The organism is Streptomyces sp. SID5643 (assembly GCF_009872555.1).
GTDB classification, from domain to species: domain Bacteria; phylum Actinomycetota; class Actinomycetes; order Streptomycetales; family Streptomycetaceae; genus Streptomyces; species Streptomyces iakyrus.
The window spans coordinates 1-2,707 of the sequence record NZ_WWIC01000157.1 but is presented as its reverse complement, the minus strand read 5'-3'; the positions used below and the strand labels follow the sequence as shown (position 1 = coordinate 2,707).

The following is a 2,707-nucleotide window of genomic DNA, read 5'->3' as shown; positions in this document are numbered from 1 at the left end:
TCGCCGTCGTCGACGATCTCCTCGATGACCTCCGTCATGTCGTACGGCCGGTTGCCGTCCGCCGGGACCAGCTCGGCGAGCGTGTCGCAGCGACGGTCGTGCGGGTCGTCGCACGGCACCGCGGGCGGGTTCTCCCGGTTGTTCTGCGGGAGCAGGGACAGGAGGTAGCGGACCTCGGCGGCGCAGGTCTCTTCGTCGTCGTAGGCGAAGTGGCAGACGCCGCTGGTCTCGGCGTGGACGTCGGCCCCGCCGAGGCCGTTCTGGGTGATCTCCTCGCCGGTGACCGCCTTGACGACGTCCGGGCCGGTGATGAACATCTGCGAGGTCTCGCGGACCATGAAGACGAAGTCGGTGAGTGCGGGGGAGTAGGCGGCACCTCCCGCGCACGGGCCGAGCATCACCGAGATCTGCGGGATGACGCCGGACGCCCGGGTGTTGCGCTGGAAGATGCCGCCGTAGCCGGCGAGCGCGGTGACGCCCTCCTGGATGCGGGCGCCGGCGCCGTCGTTGAGGGAGACCAGCGGGGCACCGGCCGCGATGGCCATGTCCATGATTTTGTGGATCTTGGTGGCGTGGGCCTCGCCCAGCGCACCGCCGAAGATCCGGAAGTCATGGGCGTAGACGAACACCGTGCGGCCCTCCACCGTGCCCCAGCCGGTGATCACACCGTCCGTGTACGGCTTCCTGGCCTCCAGGCCGAATCCGGTCGCCCGGTGCCGGCGCAGCTGCTCGACCTCGCGGAACGAGCCCTCGTCCAACAACAGGTTGATGCGCTCGCGCGCGGTCAGCTTGCCCTTGGCGTGCTGCGCCCGTGTCGCCTTCTCACTGGGGCCGGCCAGGACCTGGCGGCGTATCTCGGCCAGCTCCGCGACGTGGGACCTCATGTCTCCCCCTGATGGGACGGGATGTCAGTTGCCGAGCCGGCGCAGACCGTTCATCTGGAGCACGGCGAAGGCCGCGACGACGGCCGCCTGGAGCGGGGTCCACACCGTGCCGACGGTGTTCGGGTCCAGCCAGCCGAAGACCACGGCGGCCACGCTCGCGACCGCCCACAGCAGGTTCGCCTCGATGACCACCTTGGTGGCCACGGTGGACGGCACCGGACGGCCGGCCAGGACGGCGACCAGTGCGCCGTAGACGGTGAGGAACACGCCGATGCCGCGGAGGAAGCCGGTGTCGAGGCCGAGCAGGTCCCCCACCGGACCGGCGGCGAACAGGTAGATGAGGCCGTTGCCTCCGGTCACGACGGCGTCGAGGCCGAGGAAGAGGCGTAACGGACGCGCGGCCTCCGGGCGTCCCTGGGTCGTCACGGCGCGGGCCGGCGACTGGCTCGTGGTCATGTGGTTCTCCAAAGGTCGGGGGGCGGTTTCCACTTCCGATCCGGATCGTTCCAGGCGGTGCTGACCAGCGGCTGACGTGCCGCTTACGCGGCGCAGGGGCCGGTGGCGTCAGGTGAGCTGGAGCAGGGGAGTGCGCACGTCACCGGACAGGGCCGGGTCGTGGGACAGGATGGCGCTCTCGACCTGCCGCAGGGCGGGGGAGGGCTCGATGCCGAGTTCGTCGGCGAGGTGGCGGCGCATACGGCGGAACACGTCCAGGGCGTCGGCCTGGCGGCCCGCACAGTACAGGGCGATCATCAGCTGCTCGCAGAAGCGTTCTCTGAGCGGGTGGCTCGTGTGGGTCTCGGCGAGTTCGGCCAGGACGGCGGCGTGCCGGCCGAGCCGCAGCTCGGCGTCGAAGCGGAGCTCCATGGCCCGCATGCGGTACTCCTCGTAGCGGGCGCCGGCGAGCTGGCACAGGGTCCCGCCGGTGAAGCCGCCGAAGACCGGTCCCCGCCACATGGCCAGGGCTTCTCTCAGTAACCGGGCCGCCTCCTCGGGTGAGCCCGAGCCGAGGGTCTCGGCCTGGCGGACCGTCCTGACGAACTCGGCGGCGTCCAGCTCCCCCTCGTTGACCGTCAGGCGGTAGCCCGAGGGGTGGATGGTGACGCGCGAGGTGGTGCGGTCGGGCTCCAGGCCGCGCAGCTTGCGGCGCAGCCGGCTGACGTGGGCCTGCAGGGCGTTGGCCTGGTTGTCCGGGGCGCCCTCGCTCCACATCTCCTCGACCAGCGCCTCGCCGGAGACCGACTGGCCCTCGCTGACCAGCAGCGTCTGGACCAGGGTCCGTTGCAGATCGCCGGAGATCTCGGCCGGTCCCGACGCGGTGCGGATCTGCAGTGCCCCGAGGATCGAGAACCTCAGCATGTTTCCCCCTTGGCGATCAGTGCGGCAGAGAGTGGTCGGGGGGCCGGTCACGGCGGTCCGTCTATGCGGCCGAGGCCGCGTGGCGGTCTCTCGGGCCGGTTTCCGTCCCGGGGTTTCCTCCCGACTTCATCCTGACACAGAATCATTCCTTTGAGAAGGTATTTTTCTTCTGAACGAGTCCGAGGTGTGCCGACAGGGGCGCTGACCTGTGCGGTTGCCGGACAGTAGAGGTCAAGCGGAAGGGGTGGTGGATGCGGACGCGTCTGCGCCCCGGCGCACCGCCCAGTGCCGGGCGGTGCGCCGGGGCGCGTGTGTCCGCCGGTGCGGGGGGTCACCGGCGGTGCGTGCGGCACCGGGGCCGCGCGGCCGGTGGGGCGGGGCCGCGCCGGAAGCCGGGTGCCGGGGCGTATACGACGAGCGGAGAGGGCAGGATTCGAACCTGCGTGGGCTTTGTGGGCCCGACC

3 protein-coding genes are annotated in these 2,707 nt (G+C 71.0%); all 3 read right to left on the bottom strand.

The window, feature by feature from the left end:
• Positions 1-884 (bottom strand): acyl-CoA carboxylase subunit beta (locus GTY56_RS18825; RefSeq protein ID WP_272923382.1); only part of this gene is annotated, 884 nt, incomplete at its 3' end.
• Positions 885-908: 24 nt separating this feature from the next.
• Positions 909-1,340, bottom strand: a complete 432-nt coding sequence (locus tag GTY56_RS18820; protein ID WP_161366514.1) for a hypothetical protein — start codon at positions 1,338-1,340, stop codon at positions 909-911.
• A gap of 108 nt (positions 1,341-1,448) precedes the next feature.
• Positions 1,449-2,243 carry an AfsR/SARP family transcriptional regulator gene (locus GTY56_RS18815; RefSeq protein WP_161366513.1) on the bottom strand — a complete coding sequence of 265 codons (795 nt, stop codon included), beginning with the start codon at positions 2,241-2,243 and terminating at the stop codon, positions 1,449-1,451.
• Positions 2,244-2,707: the final 464 nt, after the last annotated feature.